At 63.6% G+C, this 24,641-nt stretch carries 21 protein-coding genes; 19 read left to right on the plus strand and 2 right to left on the minus strand.

The features are described 5' to 3' along the window. Positions 1–773: 773 nt before the first annotated feature. From G3N96_RS26555 to G3N96_RS26610, 12 genes are all read left to right on the plus strand, one after another. Positions 774–1,265 (plus strand): RNA polymerase sigma factor, encoded by a 492-nt coding sequence (locus G3N96_RS26555; RefSeq protein ID WP_089459803.1) that lies wholly within the window; start codon positions 774–776, stop codon positions 1,263–1,265. 42 nt (positions 1,266–1,307) lie between these two features. Then, the gene (locus G3N96_RS26560) at positions 1,308–2,282 is read left to right on the plus strand and encodes a FecR domain-containing protein (RefSeq protein ID WP_206139026.1); all 975 of its coding nucleotides are present in this window, start codon (positions 1,308–1,310) and stop codon (positions 2,280–2,282) included. A gap of 464 nt (positions 2,283–2,746) precedes the next feature. Continuing rightward, a complete protein-coding gene (locus G3N96_RS26565) occupies positions 2,747–5,041 on the plus strand; it encodes a TonB-dependent receptor (protein ID WP_206139027.1) in 2,295 nt (764 codons plus the stop codon). Positions 5,042–5,049: 8 nt separating this feature from the next. Beyond that, the gene (locus G3N96_RS39905; protein ID WP_206139028.1) at positions 5,050–5,814 is read left to right on the plus strand and encodes an energy transducer TonB; all 765 of its coding nucleotides are present in this window, start codon (positions 5,050–5,052) and stop codon (positions 5,812–5,814) included. A 30-nt stretch (positions 5,815–5,844) separates the two neighbouring features. Next, a complete protein-coding gene (locus G3N96_RS26575) occupies positions 5,845–6,570 on the plus strand; it encodes a MotA/TolQ/ExbB proton channel family protein (RefSeq protein WP_089459807.1) in 726 nt (241 codons plus the stop codon). Between the two features lies 1 nt (position 6,571). Continuing rightward, entirely contained in the window at positions 6,572–6,982 is a 411-nt protein-coding gene (locus G3N96_RS26580) for a biopolymer transporter ExbD (RefSeq protein WP_071335577.1), read from the plus strand. Between the two features lie 17 nt (positions 6,983–6,999). Continuing rightward, a complete protein-coding gene (locus G3N96_RS26585; RefSeq protein ID WP_206139029.1) occupies positions 7,000–8,310 on the plus strand; it encodes a thioredoxin domain-containing protein in 1,311 nt (436 codons plus the stop codon). A 25-nt stretch (positions 8,311–8,335) separates the two neighbouring features. After that, on the plus strand, positions 8,336–9,802 hold the full coding sequence (gene tldD / locus G3N96_RS26590; protein WP_206139030.1) for a metalloprotease TldD: 1,467 nt from the start codon (positions 8,336–8,338) through the stop codon (positions 9,800–9,802). Between the two features lie 62 nt (positions 9,803–9,864). Further along, complete coding sequence (locus G3N96_RS26595) at positions 9,865–11,631, plus strand: ATP-binding cassette domain-containing protein (protein WP_206139031.1); 1,767 nt, start codon at positions 9,865–9,867, stop codon at positions 11,629–11,631. 53 nt (positions 11,632–11,684) lie between these two features. Then, on the plus strand, positions 11,685–13,499 hold the full coding sequence (locus tag G3N96_RS26600) for an aminopeptidase P family protein (RefSeq protein ID WP_206139032.1): 1,815 nt from the start codon (positions 11,685–11,687) through the stop codon (positions 13,497–13,499). Positions 13,500–13,589: 90 nt separating this feature from the next. After that, positions 13,590–14,960, plus strand: a complete 1,371-nt coding sequence (locus G3N96_RS26605) for a metallopeptidase TldD-related protein (RefSeq protein WP_206139033.1) — start codon at positions 13,590–13,592, stop codon at positions 14,958–14,960. 183 nt (positions 14,961–15,143) lie between these two features. Next, complete coding sequence (locus G3N96_RS26610) at positions 15,144–15,506, plus strand: Fis family transcriptional regulator (RefSeq protein WP_241022833.1); 363 nt, start codon at positions 15,144–15,146, stop codon at positions 15,504–15,506. 255 nt (positions 15,507–15,761) lie between these two features. Here the strand turns inward: G3N96_RS26610 and G3N96_RS26615 are convergent, their stop codons facing one another. Next, positions 15,762–16,241, minus strand: coding sequence for a DUF1348 family protein (locus tag G3N96_RS26615; RefSeq protein ID WP_047851177.1), 480 nt, complete (start codon positions 16,239–16,241; stop codon positions 15,762–15,764). Positions 16,242–16,367: 126 nt separating this feature from the next. After that, positions 16,368–16,616, minus strand: a complete 249-nt coding sequence (locus G3N96_RS26620) for a hypothetical protein (RefSeq protein WP_124585708.1) — start codon at positions 16,614–16,616, stop codon at positions 16,368–16,370. A 164-nt stretch (positions 16,617–16,780) separates the two neighbouring features. Here G3N96_RS26620 and G3N96_RS26625 point away from each other — a divergent pair, with 164 nt between their 5' ends. The 7 genes from G3N96_RS26625 (at position 16,781) to G3N96_RS26655 (ending at position 24,629) form a co-directional block, all read left to right on the plus strand. After that, positions 16,781–17,368 (plus strand): TetR/AcrR family transcriptional regulator, encoded by a 588-nt coding sequence (locus tag G3N96_RS26625; RefSeq protein WP_206139035.1) that lies wholly within the window; start codon positions 16,781–16,783, stop codon positions 17,366–17,368. A gap of 638 nt (positions 17,369–18,006) precedes the next feature. Further along, positions 18,007–18,906, plus strand: a complete 900-nt coding sequence (locus G3N96_RS26630; protein WP_206139036.1) for a LysR substrate-binding domain-containing protein — start codon at positions 18,007–18,009, stop codon at positions 18,904–18,906. Between the two features lie 156 nt (positions 18,907–19,062). Then, positions 19,063–19,812, plus strand: coding sequence for a glucose 1-dehydrogenase (locus tag G3N96_RS26635; RefSeq protein ID WP_206139037.1), 750 nt, complete (start codon positions 19,063–19,065; stop codon positions 19,810–19,812). 74 nt (positions 19,813–19,886) lie between these two features. Beyond that, on the plus strand, positions 19,887–21,212 hold the full coding sequence (locus G3N96_RS26640; protein ID WP_206139038.1) for an MFS transporter: 1,326 nt from the start codon (positions 19,887–19,889) through the stop codon (positions 21,210–21,212). A gap of 40 nt (positions 21,213–21,252) precedes the next feature. Continuing rightward, positions 21,253–22,098 (plus strand): transketolase, encoded by an 846-nt coding sequence (locus G3N96_RS26645; protein WP_124585718.1) that lies wholly within the window; start codon positions 21,253–21,255, stop codon positions 22,096–22,098. Continuing rightward, positions 22,095–23,093, plus strand: coding sequence for a transketolase family protein (locus G3N96_RS26650; protein WP_206139039.1), 999 nt, complete (start codon positions 22,095–22,097; stop codon positions 23,091–23,093). The genes G3N96_RS26645 and G3N96_RS26650 overlap by 4 nt, the downstream gene beginning before the upstream one ends. Positions 23,094–23,423: 330 nt before the next feature. Beyond that, on the plus strand, positions 23,424–24,629 hold the full coding sequence (locus G3N96_RS26655; protein WP_206139040.1) for a zinc-dependent alcohol dehydrogenase: 1,206 nt from the start codon (positions 23,424–23,426) through the stop codon (positions 24,627–24,629). The last annotated feature ends 12 nt before the right edge of the window (positions 24,630–24,641 follow it).

A 24,641-nucleotide genomic window follows, 5' to 3' on the forward strand; every position in this document is an offset into this window, starting at 1 on the left:
GCCTCGCGCGCTCGCTCGAACTGTGGCGCCGCTTCACGCCCGCGCTGCGCGACCGGATGCGCGAAGCGCTCGAGCAAGTCGCCGCCGGTGCGAAATCGCGTGACGTGCGCGAGATCGTCGAGAAGGCGTTGGCTTGACGGCTGGACGCGTCGGGGATTTCAGTTGATCCGGTGGTGCGGGATTCCATGTGTCTTGCAGATCGATGGCTAATGCCGAAGGCGGCGGTCACGTGTCTGCCCATCATGTGCGGAGCATTTGTCACCGAATGGACTTCTCCATGGCGGAAGACGCCGGCGCCCCGCATCGCTCGCGACAGACGTGACGCAATGTCGGACAGCTCCGCTCTGTATTGCCGACGCAATCACGTGGTCATACTAATTTTAATTCGGAAGATTTCAATTCGTATGTCGAATTTATCGATATAACGACGACGTGATTCCGAATAAAAATACTTTCCATATTTCTTTCGCGAGATCGTGCCGCTTATCGAGGGGGTTTTCTTTGCACGTGTGTCAGAAGCGGTTGCGCCGGGATTTATGCGTTCCTAATTCGTCATATTAAGTGAAACGTAAGATCTCGGCGGGCGGTAGGAAATTATGTCGCAACAAAAGTGAAAAGCGCCCAAAAAAAGAAATTCATTCTAAATTGGCGTCGCTATGATGATGTCATCTTAGGGGCGAACGCTTGCAATTGATTTGGTCAGATCACGGCGCGGCAGCCGGTCAATTCTTACGATCTCCATGTATCGCTGGATGTGGGACGGAGCAACGCAAATGGCTAGCTTTATCGATGATCTCTTGCGGGGCTACGCCGACCTCCGCCGTGTTCTCACCCGGGAGTTGAGCGCCGACGATGCCGCCGATATTGCGCAGTCGTCCTTTGAGCAGGTGCTCCGCTATGCGGGGCAGCGCCCGGTTGAATCGCCGGCCGGCCTGCTGTTCGCCATCTCGCGCAACCAGCAGATCGATTCCGCTCGACGCAGGAAGCGTGTCCCGCACCAGTCGCTCGACGACGTCGACGGACTCGTCGACCAGTTGCCCGTATCCGAACTGACGCCGGAGCGACGCTATGCCGCGCGTCAGCGGATGGAGATTCTCGGCAAGGCGCTGGATGCGTTGCCACCCCGTTGCAGGGAGGCATTCGTGTTGTGCAAGTTGCACGGTCTTTCGTATGACGAGACCGCGCAGGAGATGGGAATCAGCACGACCGTCGTGCGCAAGTACCTGGTCCAGGCGATGAAAGAATGCAGAATCGCCTTGCTGTAGAATGAATCATTCGATTCGCTACGGATTGTGCCATTTTCAACGATGACATGGACCGAGTCGCAAAAGGACGAGGCTGACGAACTCCTCGTAACGATCCATTTTGGTCGGGGCGAGGAGCGAACCCTTGCGCGTGCTGCGCTCCAGCGCTGGGCTGGAGACGATCCGAAACGTCTGGCGTATATCGCCGAGCATATGAGCGTCGACCGAGAGGTTGACACTTTCGTGCACGAACTGCGCGGTCGCTACAGGCGTCATCTTTCGCCCTCCCGGGAAGCCGTTGTGCGACGCGCGCCGAGATGGCCCGCAATCGCGAGTGCAATCGGTTTCAGTGCGTGTGCATTCGCGGTGGCCGCATGGGCGGTCAATCCGGTACTGTCGGAGCAGCGTTTTTCGTCGGCTGTCGGTGAGCAGGTCGACGCCGCCCTGGATGACGGCAGCCATGTGCGCCTCAACACCGCGACGTCCATACAGTTCGTCAATCGGCTCCGGTCCCGCGAAGTAACGATGCTCGAAGGCGAGGCGCTCTATGCCGTCAAGCACGATTCCCTCCGTCCTTTTCATGTGATTGCCGGCGCGACCGATATCCGCGATGTCGGCACGCGCTTCTCCGTACGCGTTCGTCCCGCCGATGTGGACGTCGCGGTACTGGAAGGGCGCGTCGAGCTGTCGCTCCGCTCGGGCGGCCCTGTCGTCGATCTCGACGCGAACGAAGCGGCGAGGGCAACCGGGACGCAGATCGTCGAAGTATCCGATAGTCAGGAATTCGACGCGATGGTGAGCTGGAAGGATCGGCGCCTGCAATTCGACGGCACGCCGCTGTCCGGCGTCGTACACGAATTGCAGCGCTACCGGGTCGCCCGCATCGTGCTGGCGGACAACGTCGCGGCGCGGTTTCGCGTGACGGGCGGGTTTTCAATTTCGGATCCCGATGTTTTGCTGAGATCGTTGCCCATGGTCGCCCCCGTGACGGTGAAGTTTCAGCCGGACGGGACCGCCGTGATCGCATCGCGTCGATAGCGTCGCTTCCGCGTGTTGCTGCTGCCGTCAATGTCCGCGCCTGACGAGGCGACGCCTGCGTTACACGTCCTCGCATAACGAAAACACCGAAGAATTCCTTCGCGCTGGCAAGAGGCCGGCTGTCCATCGATCGGGCCTGGTCTGCGATCGTCGCAGCACTCGGTGCGCCCAAGCACGGACGCGCGCTCGTCATCGAAGCGCGATATCTTCCAGCAGCGCTTCACCCCAGTCCTCACAATTTGCCTATGCCGAGCGGCTTCGTGATGGCGACATACAACCGACAAGCCGTTCTTTTGCGCGCGTGCAGGCAGCGCGATTCGAAAGCATTTGGCTATCGTCGCGATGAAAAATTTCAATAGCGCGCCGCTGGTCCTTTTTGCTCCCTGCCTCGTCTTTAGTAGTGAAGCCTGATCGATAACAACGTCAAGGCTCACTCACATCTTTGCACTGACAGAGAGGGGACAATGAAGAAATTCAAGCAGCCTGTGGCAAGGGCGTTGGCAAGGCATGTGGCGGCTAGTGTCGTCGGCATGGCGAGCATTTCGTTGTACGCGCAAACTTCAGTCAATTTGCCCGCGCAGTCGCTTTCCGCCACGCTGTCGCAGCTCGCGCGCGAGGCCGGCGTCAATATCCTCGCGCCCGATAACATCGTTGCGGGCCGCACCGCGCCGGCAGTGTCGGGCATGCTGACCGTGAATGACGCGTTGGCGCGCCTGTTGAACGGTACTGGCCTGCGCGTCGAGCAAGTGGACGCGAAGACTTACGTCATCAAGCGGTCCGACCCACCGCCTTCGCCGGGCGCGTCGAAGTCGGGACAGGATTCAGTACTCCCGACGATCACGGTCAGCGAAAGTACCAGCAGCGCCAGCCTCGATAAGGGCTTCGTCGCCGATTCGACCAGCACGGCGACGCGCACCGATACGCCGATTTCGCAGACCGCGCAGTCGATTCAGGTCGTCACGAAGGACCTGCTCAACAGCAAGCAGACTCAAACGGTGTCCGAGGCACTCGCCAACGTCAGCGGTGTCACGGTGCTGGACTGGGGTAACGGTGCTCAAGTCAATGTCCGGGGCTTCACAGCGGCTACGATGAGCAATGGCCACAACGATACGGGGTCCAGCAATTCGCTGGATATTCCGGTGGCCGGCGTGGAAAGAATCGAAGTGCTCAAAGGTGCCGACTCCATTCTTTCGGGAGCCATGGTTCCGGGGGGCGTGGTCAACATCGTGATCAAAAGACCGACCGCCGAAACCGTTCGCCAGTTGACGCTGCAAACGGGCTCCTACGGCGACTGGATGAGCTCGATCGATCTGGGTGGCGCGCTGACGAGCGACAAGTCGCTCCGCTATCGGTTCGTCTTGTCCGCCGAGCGTGCCGGTGAGTCCTTCGGCGGTTACGACGGCCAGAGAAACTTCTACGTCGCGCCGTCGATCGAATGGAAATCGGGTAACACGGACATCGTTCTCGGCTACCAGCATCAGGTGGTCAACAGACCGCCGATACAGCTGACACAGCCTCGGGTCGGCGACGACCCGCTGCCGATCCATTCGCGCAGCACGCCATCCCAGAATTCGCTGAGCCAGATGGATACGCTGTCGGTCGATTTCACACAGCAGCTCGGATCGATCTTCAAGTTTGAAAGCAAGGCGCAATATCAGGCGTCGACTTTTTCCCTGCGTGATTTCTATGATCCGATCGGCATCGGATCCGGGAAGACCGTTTTTTTGGGCTTCAATGACCACTCGCGTTCCTACGGCTTCGACCTGGACAATCATCTACAGGCGAAGTTTTCTTTGGGCCCGGTCAAGCAAACCGTTCTCGTGGGCGTGAGCAACAGCGACTATTGGACAGATTTCACCAGTTTGCCCATGAAGTTTCTCGTTGCCCCATTCCCGCTGGCTTCGGCACCGCCCATTACCGGGACGTCGCAATATTCGGGCAGCCCCGTCAAATCGTACTCGTCCACGGTCTACTTTCAGGATCAGATCACCTGGGACAGGTTGCATATCCTCGCGAGCATCGCCCGCGGGACGGTATGGGGCACCAATACGGCCTCTCAATCACAATGGTCGCCGAACCTCGGCATCCTTTACCAGCTCACGGATAACGTCGCCGTTTATGCAAACGCGTTGCGCAGTTTCTATCCGCAATATGGAACGCTTCTGCTGGATGGCAGTGTGCCGCCTCCACAAATCGGGCGATCGGTCGAGGCAGGCTTCAAGTTCAACTTCTTAGACGATCGCCTGAGCGCAACGGCCGACGTATTCAGAACGGCGCAAAGCAACGTCCTGGTTGGCATTCCCGGCACGAACTTCGCCACGCTAGGCGGGGGGATGGTGGTACGCGGGGCAGAGCTCAGCCTCACCGGCCGTCTGTTCCCAGGATTGAACGTTTTCGCGAACTACACCTTCAGCAATCAGCAGCAAATCACGGACGGTGTGAGCGAAGTGCCGCGTCATAGCGGCACGATCTGGATGACCTACGACCTGCAGGGCGAGCGTTTGCATGGGTGGGGCGTCGGCGCGGGCGTCGAAGCGCGCAGCGGCTATCAAGTGTCGAACTCCCGCCTCGGGGTATTCAAGGCTCCGGGGCAAGCGCAGACCGATGCGAGCGTGTATTACCACGCGAAGCAATGGACGGCGACCCTGGGCATCAAGAACCTGTTCAACCGCACGCTCTATCAGAACCAGATGACTTCATCGATTGTCGGCCTGCAGCCGGGCCGACTGATCTATCTGACCGGACGCTATAACTTCTGAGGCATGTCGTGGATAGTTCGATCGTATTGCCGTCAAGGTACGCATCCGGCCCCGCGGCAGCGGGCCGGAAGGTTCGTATCGGTTATGGCCGGCCTGTCGCAATCGGCGTGGCAGTGGCGCTGCATGCATTGCTGCTGGTCGCGTTCTGGAAGGCCGACGTCCATCTCGACCTGCATGCCGGGAAGCTCGCGTCGGCCGGATCGTCGATCAGCGTGACGCTGGTGAACGCGCCGCAACCGACCCCGACGCCCGTTCCGCCGCGGCCACCCGTCAAGCCGGTGACGCGCAAGCCGCCCGTGCCGCACCGCGCGCCCGTGCTCGCCACGCATCACGACGCACCGCGTGCGGCCCCGGCGGCGACCCCGCAAGCGCATGAACCGGAACCGCCGGTGCCTACGCCGCCCGCCGTCCAACCCGTCGAGACAAGCGCGAAGAGCGCCCCGTCGGCGCAGCCGGCAGCCGCGCAGATGATGGCGCTCGCCGGCGGGCAGGACGCCAAGAGCGTGGCACACGTTTCATGCGACATCGAGCGGCCGCCGTATCCCGCGCTTGCACGCCGGCTGGGTCACGAAGGCAAGGTGGTGCTTCGCGTGACGATCGGCATCGACGGCCGCATCACGGAGGCGACGACCACCGAATCGAGCGGTTTCGAAGAACTCGATGCGGCCGCGCGTGCCGCGATGCTCGCGGGGCATTGCAAGCCGTACCTGGAGAACGGGACACCGATCGTCGTTCGTGCGCTTCAACCACTTGAATTCAGATTGGACAACTGAGCTGCAAGCAGCTCGTCGAGGAGTACAGCAATGAACTACGGAATTGCAGACATCGTAAATCGCGGTGACACGATCAGTCACGCCATCGCGCTGGTCCTGGTCGTCATGTCGCTGACGTCATGGGCGGTCATGCTCTACAAGGGCGCGCAACTGATCCGCATGAGAAGGCAGAGTAAAGCCGCCGAGCGAAAGTTCTGGCAGGCGGGTTCGATCGAGGAAGGGTGTGCGGCACTGGGTCGCTTCGACCACAGCAACCCGTACCAGAATCTCGCGGAGGCCGCGCGTGAAGCATCGGAGCGACATAACGATACGCACCTGAAGGAAGTGCTCTCGCCGGACGACTGGCTGCAGCGCTGCCTGAGCGTGGCGCTCGAAGAGCAGGTTGCCCGAATGGCGAGCGGCCTGGGGGCGCTTGCATCGGTCGGCAGCACGGCGCCGTTTGTCGGCCTGTTCGGCACCGTGTGGGGGATCTATCACGCGCTGCTCGGCATCAGCGAGGCGGGGCAGAGCAGTCTCGCGCAAGTGGCCGGGCCCGTCGGCGAATCGCTGGTCATGACCGCGTTCGGCCTGTTTGTCGCGATCCCGGCCGTGCTCGGCTACAACGCGGTGTCCCGCGGCAATCGCATGATCGTCCACAAGCTCGCGCGCTTCCGCCACGAGTTGCACGCGTATCTGATGAACTCGGACCGCCATCGCACGGCTTCCGTTCGCGTGAAGATCGAGCAGAAACGCGTTGCGACGGTCGAGGAGAGCTGACATGGCGTTCTTTGACGACAGCCACGACGACGTCATGAGCGACATCAACATGACGCCGCTCATCGACGTGATGCTCGTATTGCTGATTGTGTTCATGGTGACGTTGCCGGTGATCAATCACGCGGTCAAGCTCGACTTGCCGAGTGCGAACAGCAGTCCGAACGATACGCGGCCTGCGCACGTGAGTTTATCGGTCGACGCGAGCGGCACGGTGATGTGGGACGAGAAGCCTGTTGAAGCCGATGCACTGGATGCGAGGCTGAATCAGGCGGCGGCCCAGCAACCGCAGCCGGAGATCGAGCTGTATGCCGACCGGGCCGCGCGTTATGAATCGGTGGCCAACCTGCTTTCGGCGGCCCAGCGCGCAGGCCTCGTGAAAATCGATTTCGTCACGCAGCCGAAGTCAAAATAAATTTAGGAATATGAACGATGTCAATTCTTGATACGACCGCCGCGACGCTGCTCGACGACGTGTCGGGCGAAACAGCCGTACTCGTGGATTTCTGGGCACCGTGGTGCGGACCTTGCCGCGCGCTCGCACCTCATCTGGATCGGCTTGCGAAGGACTACGCGGGGCGACTGAAGATCCTGAAGCTGAACATCGACTCCGAGCCGGACGGCGGAAAGAAGTTCGGTGTGCGGGCGATTCCGACGCTGATCTTTTATGCGAACGGCAAGGAGCACGACAGGCTGACCGGACCGTCGACCATACGGATGCGCATGACGATGGAGAAATGGTTCGCGCAATGCGGGCTGGAGACGCCGGAATCGGCCGCGAGCGAAGCCGGAAACGACGAGCCGGAGGCCGCCGCGGTCGATGCACCGGCCGTGGAATGGTGCAGCTTCGGCGGCGATGAAGCGCACAAGGACAGATGCATCAGCCGCTATCACGAGCTTTCGGACGCGCAGCGCGGCAGTGAGCGCGTCCAGGAACCCTCGACGCGGCTGGCAGGCGCCCGGGGTCAGTTCGAGGAGGTTGTCGGGGTACCACGGCAGTTCGGGGACATCGTCGATTCGATCTGGATGTTCCTGGGCCGAGCCAAGGAGGGTGCGGAAGAAGCCGATGCGACGGCGCTGAAGATCTTCCACGCCATTCCGGTGGGCGCGAATCTCGCGCGCGCCACGACCGACGTTCTCCATGAACTCGTTTACCGCTCGCGCTGGGAGATCACGCAGTACTTCACGGGTGAAACCGAGCGCGGCATCGTGTTGCGCATCAAGGCAGCGCACGCGCGCGAGCTCGCCGGCGAGAAGATCGCGGCAAAGGAATGGGAAGCGTTGCAGCGCGCGGCCGTGATGCTGGGCGTCGGTGACGGGTCGGCCGACCTCGAGGCAAGCCAGATGCTCGAGGGCTTGGCCGGTCCCATGTCGGACTGGTCGGGCAATGGGAAACTCCACATGATCCTGAAGTACGTGAATCGGGAGCTTCGCCGCAAGGCCGATTGGCGTGACGACGAAGAGCAGAAAATCACCGCGATGATCGAACGCGCTACCGAGCAGGTGCACAGCGAGATCGGAAGTGCGCCGCGCGACGACGCCGCAGCGCGGGCGGCATGGGTGTCGGCCTTCATCGAGCGCCGCGGGGCATTCATTCAACAGTGCCGGGAGCAGGACCCGGACCTCTGGAAGCGATACGACGTCGTCAGCATGGATAGCGCGCGGCAAGCCGCAATCGTCTGTGCGGATGTCGCGGAATCCCTGTTGACGTGGCTGAGCACGAACGCTCCCCGTTCCGTTTGAACTTCTTTCCTTCCTTCGATTATTCATGATCTCTGTTGATCCCTCCTTGCGCAATCTGATGGTCGCAAAGGACATTCTGCTGACACCCTACGGCGTCGACGAGAGCCTGCTCACGCGCACGATCGCCGACATCTTCACGCATCGCGTCGACTACGCGGACCTGTATTTCCAGGCACGCCGCAGCGAAGCATGGCGCCTCGAGGAAGGCATCGTCAAATCGGGCAGCTTCAGCATCAACCAGGGCGTCGGCGTGCGTGCGGTCGCGGACGACCGCACTGCGTTCGCGTTTTCCGACGATCTCTCGCCCGCGGCGATCGCGCAGGCGGCCGCGGCCACCAAGGCGATCGCGGCGGCCGGCGGCGGCATGCAGAAAGTGACGGCGGACGCTTCGCTGAAGAGCGTGACGGGCCACGACCTGTATCTGCCGTCCGATCCGCTCGCGTCGCTCGACGCGACGGCCAAGGTCAAGCTGCTCGAGCGCATCGAGCAGATGGCGCGCGGGCGCGACCCGCGCATCACGCAGGTGATGGCAGGCCTCACCGGCGAATACGACGTCGTGCTGGTCGCGCGCAGCGACGGCGCGCTCGCGGCCGACATCCGCCCGCTCGTGCGCGTGTCGGTCACGGTGATCGCCGAGCAGAACGGCCGCCGCGAGAGCGGCGGCGGCGGCGGCGGCGGCCGCTTCGACTACGGCTACTTCACCGACGACGTGCTGTCGCGCTACGTCGATGACGCCGTGCACGCGGCGCTCGTGAACCTCGACGCGCGCCCGGCGCCCGCCGGCACGATGACCGTCGTGCTCGGGGCCGGCTGGCCCGGGATTCTGTTGCACGAAGCGATCGGCCACGGCCTCGAGGGCGACTTCAACCGCAAGGGCTCGTCGGCGTTCGCCGGCCGCATCGGCGAGCGAGTCGCCGCGAAGGGCGTGACGGTGGTCGACGACGGCACGGTGCCGAACCGCCGCGGCTCGCTCAACGTCGACGACGAAGGCAACCCGACGCAGCGCACGACGCTGATCGAGGACGGCACCCTGACGGGCTACATCCAGGACACGCTGAATGCGCGCCTGATGAAGATGCCGGTCACCGGCAATGCGCGGCGCGAGTCGTACGCGGCGCTGCCGATGCCGCGCATGACCAACACGTACATGCTGAACGGTGACAAGGATCCGCAGGAAATCATCGCGTCGGTGAAGAACGGCCTGTACGCGGTCAATTTCTCCGGCGGCCAGGTCGACATCACGAACGGCAAATTCGTGTTCTCGGCGTCCGAGGCGTACATGATCGAAAACGGCAAGGTCACCTACCCGGTGAAGGGCGCGACGCTGCTCGGCAGCGGCCCGGAATCGCTGAAGTACGTGAGCATGATCGGCAATGACTTGTCGCTCGACAAGGGTGTCGGCACGTGCAGCAAGGAAGGCCAGGGCGTGCCGGTCGGCGTCGGCCAGCCCACACTGCGGCTGGACGAGGTGACGGTTGGCGGAACGCATTAAGCCAGGATCGATACGGCTCGCTTCGACGGACTTTCGCGCCCGATCAATGTACGAATAAAGACATGTTCACTGCCACCACGCAAGCGGACCCGAAGGACTACAGTCTCAACGGCCGCTTCTTTCGACGTTTCATCGACATATCTCGCCCCTACTGGACGAGAGCCGGCGCATCGCGCTCATGGCTGGCACTCGGCATCTTCATCTCGTTCTCGCTGTTCGAGATCCTGCTTGGCGGCAAGGTCTCGATCCTGACCCGGCAGATGAGTGACGCCCTGGTGGGGCGCCACGAGCTGTCTTACTGGCGCCTGTTCTTGCTCGTGACATCGATCGGCCTGGTCATCAACAACGGCATCCTCAGTCAGTTCTTCGATTTCCTCTACACCCGGCTCGTCATCCACTGGCGCGCATGGATGACGAATGACCTGATGTCCCGGTATCTGGGGGGCCGGACGTACTACCGGATCGAACAGGATGGCGACGTCGACAACGTCGATCAGCGCATTCAGCAGGAAGCGGGGCCGTTCTGCAACATGGCGGCGATGTTGCCGCGCATCGCCATCTACTCGGCCGGCACGTTGGGCATCCAGGGCTTGCTGCTTCGTCAGATTTCCCCGCTCTTGTTCTACGGCGTCATTGCTTACGGCATCATTTCCGCCGTGGTGACGTGGCTGCTGTACCGGCCGCTCATTCGCCTGAACTTCGACTTGACCGTTTCCGAGGCTGAGCTTCGCTTCGGTATCCTGCATGTCAGGAGCAATGGCGAGACGGTCGCGCTTTACCGCGGCGAATCCGCCGAGGCGCGCAGCGTGGCGCGACGGCTGGACAAGGTCGTGGACATCGCGATGGGCACCGCGCGCTACGCCTTCATCATGCGATCGACCGAGTCGCTGGTCGGTGTCGTCTGGACGCTGTTGCCGGTCGTCATCCTCGTGCCGCTCTACTTCAGCGGCAAGATCAGTTTCGGCGTGGTGACGCAAGGAACGGCGTCGGCAACGCTGCTGCTTCAGGGCATCCAGCGCGTGACGACGTTCATGCCGATATTCGCGTCCGCCGCGCCCCATGTGGTGCGGCTTGCCCAGATCGTCGAAAAGGCGGATGCGGTGAACGCAGCCCATGCCGATCGCGCGGAAACCATCGCGTATCAGGAAGGCAACGCGATTCAACTGACGCGTCTTACGCTCCAGACGCCGGGCCGCGAGCGCACGCTGCTGCGAGGATTGAGCCTGGCAATCGGCTGGGGCGAGCACTTGCTGATCATGGGGCAAACCGGCGTCGGCAAGAGTTCGTTGCTGCGCGCCGTGGCGGGACTGTGGCGAACGGGCAGCGGAACGATCACGATGCCGCCGCCGCAGGATGTGCTGTTCCTGCCGCAACGTCCGTACATGTTGCTGGGAAGCCTGCGCGAGCAGATCCTGTACCCGGAGACGGAAAGCACGCATACCGATCAACAGCTCCAGGCCTTGCTGGAGCAGGTCAATCTGCCGGATCTCGCGCGCAGGCATGGGGGATTCAATACGGTGATCGATTGGTCGAGAGTGCTGTCGTTGGGAGAGCAGCAGCGGATCGGCTTCGCACGCGCACTGGCTGCGCGCGCCCGTTTCGTGTTTCTCGACGAGGCAACGAGCGCTGTCGACCTGGCCACCGAGCAATCGCTGTATCGGGCACTCGCGCTGGCCGGTGCAACGTACGTCAGCGTCGGCCACCGCGATTCGCTGCTGGCGTACCACCAGAACGTGCTCCGGCTTCAGGCGGAGGGCGCGTGGCAATTGCTGACGGCGGAACAGATGCAACGAGAAACCGATCGCGTGAAGAATGAAGACGCCGCGTGACGGGCGATTCGGCAACCTGTCACGGGCGCCATTCCAAACACAAACGAACGTTCATGAATCAACCTCTACCTGACATGACGCCGGCGGCCGCTCGCATTGCGCAACTGCGCGGCGCGATGATCCGCGAGGGTACTGCCGCGTATCTCGTGCCGTCCGCCGACCCTCACCTGTCCGAGTACCTGCCCGAACGCTGGCAGGCGCGCCGCTGGCTGTCCGGCTTCACGGGCTCGGTCGGCACGCTCGTCGTCACCGCGGATTTCGCGGGCCTGTGGGTCGACAGCCGCTACTGGGTGCAGGCCGAGGCCGAACTGGCCGGTACGGGTGTCCAGCTGATGAAGATGACGGGCGGCCAGCAAAGCGCGCCGCATGTCGAGTGGCTCGCGCAGAACGTGGCGGCCGGTGCGACGGTCGGCGTCGACGGCGCGGTGCTCGGGGTCGCGGCGGCACGCACGCTGACGGCCCGGCTCGCCGCGCGCGGCATCGCGCTGCGCACCGACCTCGACCTGCTCGATGCGATCTGGCCCGATCGTCCCGGGCTGCCCGACGACGCGGTATTCGAGCACGTCTCGCCGCAGGCCGACACGAGCCGCGCGAGCAAGCTCGCCGAGGTGCGCCGCGCGATGCGCGCGCAGGGCGCGCAATGGCATTTCGTGTCGACGCTCGACGATCTCGCGTGGCTGTTCAACCTGCGCGGCACCGACGTGGACTTCAACCCCGTGTTCGTCGCGCACGCGATGATCGGCAGCGATCGCGCGACACTGTTCGTCGCCGACGGCAAGATCTCGCCGGCACTGGCCGCGGCGCTCGCGCAGGACGGCGTCGAGGTTCGCCCGTACGATGCCGCGCGCGCCGCGCTCGCGGCGCTGCCCGACGGTGCGACGCTGCTGATCGATCCGCGCCGCATGACGGTCGGCGCGCTCGAGGCGGTGCCGGCCGGCGTGAAGCTGACCGAGGCCGTGAACCCGTCGACCTTGGCGAAGTCGCGCAAGACGGCCACCGAGATCGAGCACGTACGCGTGACGATGGAACACGACGGCGCCGCGCTCGCCGAATTCTTCGCATGGTTCGAGCAGGCGGTGAACCGCGAGACGATCACCGAGTTGACGATCGACGAGCAGCTCACGGCCGCGCGCGCACGGCGCTCCGGCTACGTGCAGCCGAGCTTCGCGACGATCGCCGGCTTCAATGCGAACGGCGCGATGCCGCACTACCGCGCGACGCCCGAGTCGCACGCGACGATCGCCGGCGACGGCCTGCTGCTCGTCGATTCGGGGGGCCAGTACACGACCGGCACGACCGACATCACGCGTGTCGTGCCGGTCGGCACGATCAGCTACCTGCAGCGCCGCGATTTCACGATCGTGCTGAAGTCGATGATTGCGCTGTCGCGCGCGCGCTTTCCGCGCGGCATCCGCTCGCCGATGCTCGATGCGATCGCGCGTGCACCGATGTGGGCGGCCGGGCTCGACTACGGTCACGGTACGGGTCACGGCGTCGGCTACTTCCTGAACGTGCACGAGGGTCCGCAGGTCATCTCGCACTCCGCGCCGGCCGAGCCGCATACGGCGATGGAGGAAGGGATGATCACGTCGATCGAGCCGGGTGTGTACCGGCCCGGCAAATGGGGCATCCGGATCGAGAACCTGGTCGTGAACCGCGAGGGCGAGCAGACGGAATTCGGCGATTTCCTCGCATTCGAGACGCTGACGCTGTGCCCGATCGACACGCGCTGCGTGCTGATCGACCTGCTGCACGACGACGAGCGCGCGTGGCTGAACGCGTATCACGCGACGGTGCGCGAGTGCGTCGGCGGGCACGTGAGCGGCGACGCGAAGGCGTGGCTGGATGCGCGCACGCAGCCTGTCTGACGAAGCCAGCCGGGTCGACACAAGAGGGAGCGTCACGTCACCGACGGTGACTTGTGACGACACGTCGCAATTAATACGAGACAGTGGAACATGGAAGCCAACCTGAACATGCAATCGAATGAATTTCTGCATACGCAAGACGAATTCAACCAATATGCGGCCGACGTCCTGGCGCACGCCAAGGCTATCGGTGCGACCAGCGCGATGACGAGGATCGCGGAAGGCAGCGGCTTCTCCGTATCGGTTCGGCGTGGCGCGACCAATACCATCGAACACAAGCATAGCAAGGGCGCCAGCGTCATCGTCTATGTCGGCAACAAGCAGGGTACGGCGACCACGTCCGATTTGTCCCCGGCTGCCCTGAAAGATGCGGTCGCTGCCGCCTACCATATTGCCCGCGCCACGGCCGAGGATACGGCGACCGGGCTTGCCGACGACGACCAGCTCGAACATGCGCCGCGCGATCTCGACCTTTACCACCCGTGGCCGCTGTCGATCGACGGAGGGCTGGAAATCGCGCGCTGCGCCGAGGATGCGGCGTTTTCGGTCAGCCCGCAGATCCGGAATTCGGAGGGTGCGAGCGTCGATACGATGAACGGACACTTCGTGCTCGCCGCGTCGAACGGGTTTCAGGGCGGCTACGCGTCGTCGAATCACTCGATATCATGCAAACCGCTGGCGGGAAGCGGCAGTCATATGCAGATGGAATCCTGGCACACGTCGGAGAGGCGGCCCCAGGATCTGGCGTCGCCCGAATTCGTGGGTCGTTACGCAGCCGAGCGGGCCATCGCGCGTTTGCAGCCGCGCCCCTTCGAGACCAGAAAGGTCCCTGTGCTGGTGGAGGCGCGGTTGGCGGCGGGATTGCTGATGAATTTCGTCCAGGCAGCCAGCGGCAGCGCGCTGTTCGCGAAAGCGTCTTTCCTGGTCGACAGTCTCGGGAAGGAGATCTTCGCGCCGCACATCCGTATCGACGAGGATCCGCATGTACCCGCTGCGATGGGCAGTGCGCCGTTCGATGGCGAGGGTGTGAGAACGCGCAAGCGTCGCGTGGTGCATGACGGTGTGATCGAAGGCTACTTTTTGTCGTCTTACGCGGCAAGAAAACTCGGCATGCAAACGACCGGCAACGCGCACGGTCCACACGGTCTGTCGTTGCGCAGCACGGCAACCCTGCCGGGCGACGATCTCGACGGCATGCTCGAGCGGCTCGGGACGGGGCTGCTGCTCACGTCGATGATCGGACAAGGCATCAATTTGGTGACCGGAGACTATTCGCGAGGCGCTGCCGGGTTCTGGGTCGAGAACGGCAAGATCCAGTACCCGGTGGAAGGCATTACGGTCGCCAGCACGCTGCAGCAGATGTTCAGGAACATCGTTGCGGTGGGACGCGATACGTTCACGGCTGGCGCGTTGAAGTCGGGCTCGGTGTTGATCGAAGAAATGACCGTGGCCGGACGATGAGCGGTTTCGTCGAGATCGCGGCGGCTCGCGGGGCGTTGCATGGACGATTGCCGAATGGCTTTTCCGGGCTGCGTGGAAGGGGGAGCCTTCGTCCGGCAATTTCCTGGACGGTGATCGATGCGTGATTTCCATAGCCGGGCTCGCCAATCCAGTCTGAGGAAACGCGCTCGAAAGATCGATTGCATGCCGCTTCCCCGGCATGTCAGGGATAGTCTGGCGCTCGAATATCATCTGCAGCTCGAAGCACTGAAGGCGGGCGTTGGGACGTTGACGTCGCTGCAATTGCTGACAAGGGTGGCACTGGCCGCCGAGATGCTGCGATCGTTGGGGTATGGCGCAGCGGAAACGCGGGGGTTCCATGAGTACGAGGCCGCTGCATGGAATGCGCTTCAGGCTGGGCGGGATGGCGAGATCCAGTTCGACGAGGACAGCTATCGGTTATTCGCCGAGCTGGTGACGAGCCATGATGACCAGCTGGCTCGCGCTCCCGTGAGCGCGATCGAGGCCGTCGCGAATCGACTGGAATCGGCAAGTCGCCGGGCGTGATACTGCACGGTCGTCTTTTGGAAGTTGACCATGCAGAAGACATTTTCAATAAGAAATAAATTCATATTGGAGTGGGCAGCAATCGCTAGAGGGCCGGCTAGGTGAGAAGGACAGCGAGACACCCAGGAATTCCCAAGCTGGGTGGGGTTGCTCCGTCATACCAAGCTTCGGGAGGCAGTTGTCGCAGAGACTGCCTCACCGTTGCCTTTGTTTCCCCGCATGCTTCCAATCGAAGCGATACGATCAGCCTAGCGACTAGAGGCCGAGATCCGACAAGCCGGGATGATCATCCGGCCGACGGCCCAGGGGCCAGTGATACTTGCGCTCGGACTCCTTGATCGGCATATCGTTGATGCACGCATAGCGGCGCTGCATGAGGCCATCCTCGCCGAACTCCCAGTTCTCGTTGCCGTAGGAGCGGAACCAGTTGCCCGAGTCGTCGTGCCATTCGTAGGCGTAGCGCACGGCGATGCGATTGCCGCCGAACGCCCACAGTTCCTTGATCAGACGATACTCGTGCTCCTTCTTCCATTTGCGCTCGAGGAACGCCTGCGCTTCCGCTCGATTGTTCGCGAACTCTGCGCGATTGCGCCATTTCGTGTCGAGCGAATAGGCGAGCGCGACCTTGGCGGCGTCGCGCGAATTCCAGCCGTCTTCCGCGAGACGGACTTTCTCGATGGCCGTCTCCAGCGTGAACGGCGGAAGCGGCGGGCGGAGTTCAGTGTTGGTCGACATGGTGTTTCCTCAGTGGTTGGTGGATGAAGACCCGATACCGGGTCGAAGGGTGGATAAGCGCAGTGCTGCGTGTTCTCGATCGCTTAGTCTGGCGACTCGCCCGTGTGCAGGGCGGACTTCGCCCGCTTATACCGCGAAGGTGATGTAACCGCCCGAGTGCGTCATGATGTGCGCCCAACGCACGGCCGCGTACAGGCCCTCGGCGGATGCAAAGTCGCTGCCGTCAATCGCGACGACCCACTGGTCCTCTTTGAGGCGAAGCGCGAGTCGTTGGTTTTCGATCAGGTCGCTGTACCAGCACCATGTGGCCGGATTCGACTTGTCGGCCTGCAGAGCTTGATGAAGGGCAGTGACTTCGCAATCTGAGGGGCACATGACAGTCTCCTTGACGGACCGACCTTGAGTGATTGAGACAGGTCTGTATCAATGTTGATGTAGACAGGTCTGTCTGTCAAGAAATTTCTGAGCCGCTCGGCGCCTATGCAGAGACAGGTCTGTCTGCCATAATGGAGGCATGATTTGGCAAAAAAGGGGCCGAAATGTCACAACCCTCCGCACGCGACCGGATATTGGAAACCGCTGCGCACCTGTTCTATCAGGACGGGTTCCGTGCCACGGGCATCGACAAGATCATCGCCGAGTCAGGCGTCGCAAAAATGTCGCTTTACCGGCACTTCGCCTCCAAGAGCGAACTTATTGCAGCGTTCCTGGACCGTCGTCATGAGTTCTGGATGCGCTGGTTTGTCGAAGAGGTGGAGGCCCGTTTTGCTCAGCGTGCCGGGCTGCCCGTCATCGCGGAAGCCTTAGGTGAATGGTTTGCGCAGGAAGACTTCCGTGGTTGCGCCTTTATCAATGTGGTCGCCGAAGCCGGATCGACGGGAGACCCGGGGCACCTTCAGCAGGCCGTATCCCATAAGCACGCGCTTGAGCAGTACATTGCTGAACTCGCTGGCCGCCTCAGGCTCCAGTCGCCTGCTACCGTCGCCGCAGATGCGATGCTCTGCGTGGAAGGCATGATTGTGCGCTATCAGGTGACACACGATCCCGCCGTGGCGGATTCGGGCAAGCGTGTACTGGCGAGAATCGAAGAAGGCGCGTCGACAAGGCGCAGGTCCAAAGCTGCCTGAAGGCGCCATTTCTGCGTGGACGTCAACACGCGTGTCGAGTTTCATGTACGCCGAGGCCTCTCATCCGAGTAACCGTTCTTCCAGTTGTACAGAGGCCCCCTTGTCGTCGTCCAGCTTTCGCGCCACCACCTGTGCACTTGCTTCCCGTGTGCACAGTTCGGACGCCGCACCCAGCTCGGACGCCAATGACGCAGGTCGGCCGACCCTCTCCTTCGGCGTGCGCCGGCGCTTCCCTGCCGGCATCGCGGTCGCCGTGCAGGCACGATCCCGAAGCACCGCTCAATCAGCAGTAGCGATTGCCCGCTCAAGCTCGGATTTCGCACAACGCGTGACCGCCACTGCCGGCACCGCAAGGGAAGTTGCCACTGGGCTTCGCGGCACCGCGCCCGGTGCCGACTTTAATTCGTGGCGAGCAATTCCTTGAATTCAGAAGAGTGCCCGGCTCCCCGGCGGATGTGAGCCGGCGAAGGAGCCTCTCCACTTCGCAAACGAGCACAACTTCGTTTCGGTCAACGGGGAACGGAGGCCCGCCGGCGCCCTGGAATTGACGCGTAATATATTGGACTGGCTCCGCCTGGACGATCGTCCGAGCGCGATGTTGCTTTGCAGGCGTTCTGCAAATTTCCCAAGACTCCAATATGCGTATCCCGCCGCTCAAGGCCATCATCGCGTTCGAAAGCGTCGCACGGACCAAAAGCGTCAACCGCGCGGCGGAAGAACTCGGCCTGACCGCGTCCGCCGTCAGCCATCAGCTCAGCAACCTCGAATCGCAGATTGGTCAGCCGCTGTTTCAGCGTTCGGGGCGCGGCCTCGTCCTCACGCCGACCGGCGAACGCTATCTGGCCGACGTCACCGGCTCGCTCGCCGACCTGAGCCGAGCGACCGAGCGCGCGTCGAGCCGCGCCGAAGTCGATATCCTGCGCGTGCATTCGAGCCCGAGCTTCGGGTTGATGTGGCTGCTGCCGCGGCTGTCGTCGTTTCAGGAGGCGAACGGCGATATCCAGCTGAACCTCGCGTGCTCTTACGAAAACGTGTCGTTCTCGAACGGTTTCTACGATATCGACGTCCGGCACGGCTATGGCAACTGGGACAACCTCGAGGTCCGGACCGTGCGCGGCGAGTTCATCGCGCCGCTCGCGTCGCCGCGCTATCTCGAACGGCAGCCGGTGAACGCGCCGGAAGACCTGCTCGCGCACCGGCTGATCTATTCCGAAACGCCGCTGGTCCAGTGGAAGCAGTGGTTCGGCCGCACCGGCGTGCCGCTGGCGGCCCAGAAGACCTTCGATTTTTCGTTCGACCGTTCGTACATGTCGCTCGAAACCGCCGCCCTCGGCCTCGGCATCGCGCTCGAAAGCCTGATGCTCGCATCGGTGAAGATCCACGAAGGGCTGCTGGTGCCGGTGTTCGGCTCGGACCATGCGGTCGAAGTCGGCGCGCATCATCTCGTTTACCCGCGGCAGAACGCGGAGCTGCCCCGCGTGAAGCGCTTCCTTGCCTGGATCGAGCGAGAAGTCGTGGATCATCGGCAAACGGGTTGACCGGGGCCGTTCGTCCGCGCCCCGGATATTGCGCTGCAGCACCGGCCGCGCGCCGTCATCTGAATTTTTCTCAGCCATGGCTGAGCGTTTCCGCGTTGATGCGGGTGTCTGGGGAGCCGACACTCCATGCACACATCAACACACAGGAGACGACCGATGTTGCTCGACCAGAAGACCATCATCGTGACCGGCGCCGCGTCGCCGCGCGGTATCGGCAAGGCCACCGCCCGGGCACTGGCCGCCCACGGCGCACACGTGGCGATTCTCGACCTTCGTCGGGAAGACGCGGAGGCGGCAGCCGCCGAACTCGGGCGCGACCATCTCGGCCTGGCCTGCGACGTGACTGACCGCGACGCATGCGCGGCCGCGGCCCGTGCAACGCTGGAACGCTATGGCCGCATCGACGGCCTCGTCAACAACGCCGGCATTACGCAACCCGTGCGCACGATGGAGATTTCCGGGCGCGACTTCGATGCGATCGTCGACGTGAACCTGCGCGGCACGCTGTACATGTCGCAAGCCGTGCTGCCGGCGATGAGGGAGCAGCGCGGCGGCAGCATCGTGTGCATGTCGTCGGTGTCCGCGCAGCGCGGCGGCGGCATCTTCGGCGGGCCGCACTACAGCGCCGCGAAGGCCGGCGTGCTCGGCCTCGCGAAGGCGATGGCGCGTGAATTCGGTGGTGACCATATCCGCATCAATTCGATCACGCCGGGCCTGATCCAGACCGACATCACCGGCGACAAGCTGACGCCCGACATGCGCGCGGACATCATCAAGGGCATCCCGCTCGGCCGCCTCGGCGAGGCCGCCGATGTCGCCAACGCATGCCTGTTCCTGCTGAGCGACCTGTCGAGCTATCTGACGGGTATCACGCTCGACGTCAACGGCGGGATGCTGATCCACTGAAAACGGCGCCGCGACACGCGCGGCGCCGCCCATCATGCACCCGGGACAACCCGGGGCCGTGGCAGGAGACAAACATGAGAGCAAAGTATCCCGCACCGCCGGTTCACGGCGAGATGCTGCAACAGGACGATGTACGGACGTTCGAAGCGGCCACCTATGCGAAGGTCGCGCGCCGGCTGATCCCGTTCCTGATGTTGTGCTACCTCGGCGCCTATCTCGACCGGGTCAACGTCGGATTCGCGAAACTGCAGATGCTCAATGACCTGCGGTTCAGCGAGACCGTGTACGGGATGGGCGCAGGCATCTTTTTCCTCGGCTACTTTCTGTTCGAAGTGCCAAGCAACCTGATCCTGCATCGGGTCGGGGCGCGCCGCTGGCTCGCGCGCATCATGCTGACGTGGGCCGTGATATCCGCGAGCTTCGTGTTCGTGAAGTCGCCCACCGCGTTCTACGCGCTGCGGTTTCTGCTCGGTGTCGCCGAGGCGGGCTTCGCGCCGGGCGTGATCCTGTATCTGACGTACTGGTTCCCGTCGGCGCGTCGCGCGAAGGCGCTGTCGCTGTTTTTCATGGCGATTCCGCTCGCGGGGATCGTCGGCGGACCGCTGTCGGGCGCGATCATGCATTCGCTGCACGGCGCGATGTCGATGGCCGGCTGGAAGTGGCTGTTCCTGCTCGAGGCGCTGCCTTCGTTCGTGCTGGGCTTCGCGATCCTGCTGTATCTCGATGACGGCATCGCCGGCGCGACATGGTTGACCGATGCCGAAAAGGCCTTGCTCGCGTGCAACGTATCGGCCGATGCCGCGCACACGACCGCTCACCTGTCGATTCGCGCATTCGTCGCCGATCGTCGGCTCTGGCTGATGGCGGCGATCTATTTCTGCGTCGTGCTCGGGCAGTACGGCCTGACGTTCTGGCTGCCCACGATCATTCGCAAGGCCGGTGTCGCCGATCCGCTGTGGGTCGGGCTGTTCACCGCGATTCCGTATGCGTGCGCGATCGTCGCATTGCCGCTGATCGGCATGAGCGCCGACCGCCGCCGCGAGCGCCGCTTCCATCTCGCGGTGCCGATGCTGATCGCGGCGGCGGGTTTCGCGACGTTGCCGATGCTGGGCAGCGTCGGCGCATCGATCGTGTGCCTGAGCATCGCGTCGGCCGGCATTCTCGCGTCGTCGTCGCAGTTCTGGTCGCTGCCGACGGCGCTGCTTGGCGGGATGTCGGCCGCCGCGGGCATCGCCGCGGTCAACTGCTTCGCGAACCTCGCGGGATTCTTTTCCCCGGCGATCGTCGGCTGGCTGAACGACCTGACCGGCAGGTCTACCGCCGGGCTGCTCTTCATCTCCGTTGCGATTGCGTTCGGCGCACTGCTGGTGTTCCTGGTGCCGCGGTCCGTGAACCGCTGATTCGACCTGCATACCTTCTGATCCAATACTGGAGTAATCGATGGATACCGAAACGATCCATGAAGCGGTCACGCTCGCCGAGCGCGCGTACCGCATCCGCAGAAACGCCGTGCTGATGGGCGAAGTCCAGGGCCAGGGCTACGTCGGCCAGGCGCTCGACATCGCCGACGTACTGGCCGTCGCGTACTTCGGCGCGATGCGCTATCGCCCGGACGATCCCGAGTGGGAAGGGCGCGACCGCTTCCTGCTGTCGAACGGCCACTATGCGATCGCGCTGTACGCCGCGTTGTTCGAAGCCGGCATCCTGCCGGCCGACGAACTCGAAACCTACGGCAGCGACGATAGCCGTTTGCCGATGTCCGGGATGGCGAGCTATACGCCCGGCATGGAAATGTCCGGCGGCTCGCTCGGACAGGGGTTGACGATCGCGGTCGGCCGTTGCCTCGGTCTGAAACGCAAAGGCTCGGACGCATTCGTCTATACCCTGTTCTCGGACGGCGAACTGGACGAAGGCGCGATCTGGGAAGGGCTGATGTCGGCCGCGCACTGGAAGCTCGACAACCTGATCGCGATCGTCGACGTGAACAACCAGCAGGCCGATGGCCCGTCGACGCAGGTCATGGCGTTCGAGCCGCTGGTCGACAAGCTGGAAGCGTTCGGCTGGTACGTGCAACGCGTGGACGGCAACGACATCGATGCGGTGAAGCGCGCGTTCGACCATGCGCGCCGGCATGACCGGCCGCAGCCGCGCATCATCGTCTGCGACACGAAGATGGGGTGCGGCGTGCCGTTCCTCGAAGCACGCGAGAAGAGCCATTTCATCCGCGTCGACGCGCACGAGTGGAAGCTCGCGCTCGACGCACTCGAAGCAGGGAGACACGCATGAGCACCGTCGACAACAAGCCGCGCCTGAAGACTTCCGCGATGATCGCGTCCATCGCCGCGGAAGGGCAGGTGACCCGCTCCGCACCGTTCGGCCATGCGCTGACCGAACTCGCGCGCACGAACGCCAACGTGATCGGGATGACGGCCGATCTCGGCAAGTACACCGACCTGCATATCTTCGCGAAGGCGTTTCCCGAGCGTTACTACCAGATGGGAATGGCCGAGCAGCTGCTGATGGGTGCGGCCGCCGGATTCGCGCACGAAGGGGCGCAGCCGTTCGTCACGACCTACGCGGTATTCGCGACGCGCCGCGCGTACGACTTCATCCATCAGGCCATCGCCGAGGACAATCTCGACGTGAAGCTGATCTGCGCATTGCCGGGGCTCACGACCGGCTACGGGCCGAGCCACCAGGCCGCCGAGGATCTGGCGCTGATGCGCGCGATGCCGAACATGACCGTGATCGATCCGTGCGACGCGCTGGACATCGAACAGATGGTGCCGGCCATCGCCGCGCACAAGGGGCCGGTGTATGCACGCCTGCTGCGCGGCAACGTGCCGGCCGTGCTCGACGAATACGATTACCGCTTCGAACTCGGCAAGGCCAAGCTGCTCCGCGACGGCAACGACGTGCTATTGATCTCGTCCGGGATCATGACGATGCGTTCGCTCGAGGTTGCGAAGGCACTCGAAGCCGATCGCGTCGATGTCGCGGTGCTGCACGTACCGACGATCAAGCCGCTCGACACGGCGACGATCGTCCGCGAGGCGGCGCGCAAAGGGCGCATGGTGATCGTCGCCGAAAATCATACGGTGATCGGCGGGCTCGGCGAAGCGGTCGCGACCGCGCTGCTGGCGGCCGGCGTTGTCGTGCCGTTCCGGCAGATCGGGTTGCCCGATGCGTATCTCGCCGCGGGTGCGCTGCCGACGCTGCACGATCGTTACGGAATCTCGGCCGGCGCGATGCGGGCGAATATCCGGTCGTGGGCGGGGTGACGGATTGACGGCCGCCCAAGCGTCGTCTTCGCGCGCGACGACGTCGAATGCTTCGTCCGTGACGGTCATGTCGATGGTCGCTTCGGGATAACGCTCCGTAAGGCTTGCCAGCCACGGGCTCGACAGGAAGAGCTCGGCAATCGACGTGGCCGTGAGCCGAAGGTGGCCGCGCGGCGCGTCGGTCGTGCCTCGGCGACGCACTTGGCGCCGTGAACCGATGAATGCTCTCCGCACCGCGGAGAGGATTTCAGGTGATAAACATCAGGGCTCATTCCTTGCTCGATTGCTTTCTCGGCAGTTCCGAGAACGTTCGAACAAGGAGGACCTGATATGAAAGCAGTCGTATTTCACGGTATCGGCGACATTCGCATCGACACGGTGCCCGATCCCGAAGTCACCGACGCGACCGACGCGGTCGTGCGCCTGACGGCCAGCGCGATCTGCGGCACCGACCTGCACATGGTGCGCGGCACCCTCGGCGGGATGAAGCCGGGCACGATCCTCGGCCATGAGGGTGTCGGCATCGTCGAGACGGTCGGGCGCGACGTGCGCAACCTGCGGCGCGGCGACCGTGTGCTGATTCCGTCGACGATCGCATGCGGCAGTTGCGCATATTGCCGCGCGGGCTACACCGCGCAATGCGACGTCGCGAACCCGGGCGGCCCGCGTGCGGGTACCGCATTCTTCGGCGGTCCGGCCGACAGCGGCGCGTTCGACGGGCTGCAGGCCGAATACGCGCGCACGCCGCTTGCGCATGCGAGCCTGATTCGGCTGCCGGATGCGATCGACGACGATCGCGCGATCCTGATGTCGGACATTTTTCCCACCGGCTATTTCGGCGCGCAGCTCGCGGAAGTGCGCGCGGGCGATACGGTCGCCGTGTTCGGCGCGGGGCCGGTCGGCCAGTTCGCGATCGCAAGCGCGAAGCTGATGGGCGCCGGGCGCGTGATCGCGATCGACCGCGTGGCGTCGCGCCTCGAGATGGCGTGTGCGCAAGGCGCGGAGATCGTCGATTTCGCGGAGGACGATCCGGTCGAGACGGTGCTGCGGCTGACGGGCGGAATCGGCGTCGATCGCGTGATCGACGCGGTGGGCGTCGACGCGATGCGCGCGACGCACGGGCCGGCCGCGGCCGATCGCGACGCGGCGCAGGCATTCGATGCGGAAGTCGAGGCGATCGCGCCGCACCGCAAGCCGGACGGCCGCAACTGGGTGCCGGGCGACGGGCCGTCGCAGGTGCTGCAATGGGCGGTGCGCGCGGTCGCGAAAGCGGGCACGGTGGCGGTGATCGGCGTGTATCCGCCGGCGGCGCGGGTGTTTCCGATCGGCGATGCGATGAACCGCAACCTGACGATCAAGATGGGCAACTGCAATCACCGAACGGTGACGCCGCCGCTCGTCGAGCTCGTGCGCAGCGGCGCATTCGACCCGCTGTCGGTGCTCACGCGCTGCGAGCCGCTGACGAATGCGATCGATGCGTATCGCGCGTTCGACACGCGCGAGCCGGGCTGGATGAAGGTGAAGCTGACGCCATGACGATGCCAACCG

The organism is Burkholderia sp. Se-20373 (genome assembly GCF_017104705.1).
Classification (GTDB): Bacteria; Pseudomonadota; Gammaproteobacteria; order Burkholderiales; family Burkholderiaceae; genus Burkholderia.

Bases quoted from the DNA above. Each gene is read 5' to 3' on its own strand.
- G3N96_RS26565 (WP_206139027.1), top strand. From the start codon at position 2,747: ATGAAGAAATTCAAGCAGCCTGTGGCAAGGGCGTTGGCAAGGCATGTG.
- G3N96_RS26625 (WP_206139035.1), top strand. From the start codon at position 16,781: ATGTCACAACCCTCCGCACGCGACCGGATATTGGAAACCGCTGCGCAC.
- G3N96_RS26600 (WP_206139032.1), top strand. From the start codon at position 11,685: ATGAATCAACCTCTACCTGACATGACGCCGGCGGCCGCTCGCATTGCG.
- G3N96_RS26605 (WP_206139033.1), top strand. From the start codon at position 13,590: ATGGAAGCCAACCTGAACATGCAATCGAATGAATTTCTGCATACGCAA.
- G3N96_RS26635 (WP_206139037.1), top strand. From the start codon at position 19,063: ATGTTGCTCGACCAGAAGACCATCATCGTGACCGGCGCCGCGTCGCCG.
- G3N96_RS26610 (WP_241022833.1), top strand. From the start codon at position 15,144: ATGCCGCTTCCCCGGCATGTCAGGGATAGTCTGGCGCTCGAATATCAT.
- G3N96_RS26640 (WP_206139038.1), top strand. From the start codon at position 19,887: ATGAGAGCAAAGTATCCCGCACCGCCGGTTCACGGCGAGATGCTGCAA.
- G3N96_RS26650 (WP_206139039.1), top strand. From the start codon at position 22,095: ATGAGCACCGTCGACAACAAGCCGCGCCTGAAGACTTCCGCGATGATC.
- G3N96_RS26595 (WP_206139031.1), top strand. From the start codon at position 9,865: ATGTTCACTGCCACCACGCAAGCGGACCCGAAGGACTACAGTCTCAAC.
- G3N96_RS26630 (WP_206139036.1), top strand. From the start codon at position 18,007: ATGCGTATCCCGCCGCTCAAGGCCATCATCGCGTTCGAAAGCGTCGCA.
- G3N96_RS26575 (WP_089459807.1), top strand. From the start codon at position 5,845: ATGAACTACGGAATTGCAGACATCGTAAATCGCGGTGACACGATCAGT.
- G3N96_RS26585 (WP_206139029.1), top strand. From the start codon at position 7,000: ATGTCAATTCTTGATACGACCGCCGCGACGCTGCTCGACGACGTGTCG.
- G3N96_RS26615 (WP_047851177.1), bottom strand. From the start codon at position 16,241: ATGTCGACCAACACTGAACTCCGCCCGCCGCTTCCGCCGTTCACGCTG.
- G3N96_RS26560 (WP_206139026.1), top strand. From the start codon at position 1,308: ATGACATGGACCGAGTCGCAAAAGGACGAGGCTGACGAACTCCTCGTA.
- G3N96_RS26580 (WP_071335577.1), top strand. From the start codon at position 6,572: ATGGCGTTCTTTGACGACAGCCACGACGACGTCATGAGCGACATCAAC.
- G3N96_RS26620 (WP_124585708.1), bottom strand. From the start codon at position 16,616: ATGTGCCCCTCAGATTGCGAAGTCACTGCCCTTCATCAAGCTCTGCAG.
- G3N96_RS26655 (WP_206139040.1), top strand. From the start codon at position 23,424: ATGAAAGCAGTCGTATTTCACGGTATCGGCGACATTCGCATCGACACG.
- tldD (WP_206139030.1), top strand. From the start codon at position 8,336: ATGATCTCTGTTGATCCCTCCTTGCGCAATCTGATGGTCGCAAAGGAC.
- G3N96_RS26645 (WP_124585718.1), top strand. From the start codon at position 21,253: ATGGATACCGAAACGATCCATGAAGCGGTCACGCTCGCCGAGCGCGCG.
- G3N96_RS26555 (WP_089459803.1), top strand. From the start codon at position 774: ATGGCTAGCTTTATCGATGATCTCTTGCGGGGCTACGCCGACCTCCGC.